A 2,613-nucleotide genomic window follows, 5' to 3' on the forward strand; every position below is an offset into this window, starting at 1 on the left:
GGCGACCGCCGACGCGGAGGCGATCCGCCAGTTGCGCGCGGCGGGCGCAGTGCTGGTCGCGACCAGCAACATGGACGAATACGCCTATGGCTTCGTGACGGTGAACGCCGCCCATGGCACCACCCGCAACCCGCGCGACCCTGCGCGGCTCGCGGGTGGCTCGTCAGGTGGGTCGGCGGCGATGGTCGCGGCCGGCATGGTGCCGCTGGCGCTGGGATCGGACACCAACGGCTCGATCCGCGTTCCCGCCGCCTTGTGCGGGCTATATGGGTTGAAGCCCACGCACGGCGCGCTGCCGATGGCGGGGGTGTTTCCCTTCGTCGACAGCTTTGACGATATCGGCCCGTTCGCGGCCACGATCGCCGACCTCGACCTCGCCTGGCGAGCGCTTGGCGGCGGCGGCACCGCCATCGATGCGCCCAGGGTGGCGCGGCTCGGCGGCTGGTTCGCGCGCAACGTCTGCGCGACGCTCGCGGCAGGGATCGATCGTATCGCCGGCCACTTGGGCAGCGATACCGTCGTCGAGCTGTCCGATGTCGACCGCGCCCGCTCCGCCGCCTATGTGATGACCGCCGGCGAGGGCGGCGCGCGCCACCTGCCCGAGCTACGCCGCCGCCCGCTGGCCTTCGATCCCGCCACTCGCGACCGGCTGCTCGCCGGCGCGCTGATGCCGGCCAGCTATTATCGCGCCGCCGCCGCCTTTCGCGAGCGGTTCCGCGTCGCCATCGCCAAGGTATTCGAGGCAGTCGACGTGCTGATCGCCCCTTGTGTCGGCGAGGTCGCGCCGCGGATCGACGATCCGATGATGACGGTCGATGGCGCGCGGGTGTCGGCGCGGGCGCAGCTTGGCCTGTTCACTCAGCCGCTCAGCTTCGTCGGCCTGCCGGTCATCGCCGCGCCCCTCGCCTGCCCCGGACTGCCGCTCGGCCTTCAGCTGATCGGCGCGCCCGGCAGCGAGGCGACCCTGTTCGCGCTGGCTCGCCGGCTGGAGCATGACGGACTGATCGGAGCGTCATGACCGTCGAGGCCCGCCTTGCCGCCCGCTTCGACTTCGCCGGCCGCGGAACCGACGGACGGACCGAAGCCCTTGCCGGCGCGACCACCTTCCTCACCATGGCCTATATCGTCGTCGTCAATCCCGCGATCCTGGGCCAGGCGGGGATGCCGGTCGCCGCGGTCGCCGCCGCCACCTGCTTCGCCGCCGGGGTGGCCAGCATCCTGATGGGGCTGGTCGCTAACGTGCCGCTGGCGCTCGCGCCGGGGATGGGGCTCAACGCCTATTTCGCCTTCACCGTCGTCGGCGCGATGGGGGTGCCTTGGCCGACCGCGCTGGGCTGCGTGCTGGTGTCGGGCGTCGCCTTCCTGCTGCTGACCCTCGCCGGCATCCGCCAGATGATCGTCGCCGCGATCCCGCCGCACCTGTTCGCGGCGGTGGCGGGCGGTATCGGCCTGTTCCTCGGCTTTATCGGCCTGCGCGATGCCGGACTGGTGGTGAACAGCCCGGCCACCGGCGTCACGCTCGGCAGTCTGCACCAGCCCGGCGCGATCCTGGCGCTGATCGGCCTGGCGATTGGCGCGGTGCTGAGCGCGCGGCGGGTGCGCGCGGCGGTGCTGATCGGCGTCGTCGCGACCAGCGCGATCGGCTGGGCGAGCGGTGCCACCAGCTTCCACCCGCCAGCCTATTCGCTCGCAGCGCTCGGCGAGACCGCGTTCCAGCTGGACCTTGGCGGCGTGTTCGGCGGAGCCGGCCGGCATGGGCTGGGCGTGCTCGAGATCCTGTTCGTGTTCCTGTTCGTCGACCTGTTCGATAATCTTGGCACGCTGGTGGCGGTGACCAGGCGTGCCGGGCTGGTCGGAGCGGACGGCCGCATCCCGCGCCTCGACCGCATGTTGCTGACCGACGCGATCGCCACCATCGTCGGCGCGCTGGCCGGCACCAGCACCGTCACCTCCTATGTCGAGAGCGCGGCGGGGGTCGAGGCGGGCGGCCGCACCGGCCTGACCGCGATCGTCACCGGCGTGCTGTTCCTGCTGACGATGCTCGCCGCGCCTTATGCCGGGCTGATCCCGCTGGCGGCGAGCGCGCCGGCGCTGATCCTGGTTGGTGCGCTGATGATGGCACCGCTGACCGAGATCGACTGGCGCGCGCCGGATGTCGCCATTCCCTCGTTCCTGACGCTGGCGGCGATCCCGCTCACCTTCTCGATCGCCAACGGCCTCGCCTTCGGGATCACCGCGCACGCGCTCCTCCAGCTGGCACCCGGACGGATCGGGCGCGGCGACCGGCTGCTGCTGGTGCTCGCGGCGCTGTTCGTCGTCCGGTTCGCGTGGCTGGCGAGCTGAACTTGCTGCAACGCGGCACCGCGCGCATGATCGCCGGATGGGCGGCGTAGATGAGCGGTAGCGGCCAGCGCGGCATGGTCACCGCGCCGCATTGGCTGGCGTCGGCGGCAGGGCTCGACGTGCTGCGCGACGGCGGCAGCGCGGTCGAGGCGTGCGTCGCCATCGCCGCCTGCCTGGCGGTGGTCTATCCGCACATGACCGGCATCGGCGGCGACGGCTTCTGGCTGATCGCCGAGCCCGACGGCAGGGTGCATGGCATCGACGCCTGCG

At 72.1% G+C, this 2,613-nt stretch carries 3 protein-coding genes; all 3 read left to right on the forward strand.

Annotated features, from left to right (window positions below):
* Window positions 1-1,018: AtzE family amidohydrolase (locus HUU96_RS14655; protein WP_174293471.1), on the forward strand; the 1,018-nt coding region annotated here is incomplete at its 5' end.
* Window positions 1,015-2,343 (forward strand): NCS2 family permease, encoded by a 1,329-nt coding sequence (locus HUU96_RS14660; RefSeq protein ID WP_174293472.1) that lies wholly within the window; start codon window positions 1,015-1,017, stop codon window positions 2,341-2,343. The genes HUU96_RS14655 and HUU96_RS14660, both read left to right, overlap by 4 nt.
* 50 nt (window positions 2,344-2,393) lie before the next feature.
* Window positions 2,394-2,613: gamma-glutamyltransferase (locus HUU96_RS14665; RefSeq protein ID WP_174293473.1), on the forward strand; the 220-nt coding region annotated here is incomplete at its 3' end.

Source organism: Sphingomonas bacterium (assembly GCF_903644135.1).
GTDB lineage: Bacteria > Pseudomonadota > Alphaproteobacteria > Sphingomonadales > Sphingomonadaceae > Sphingomonas.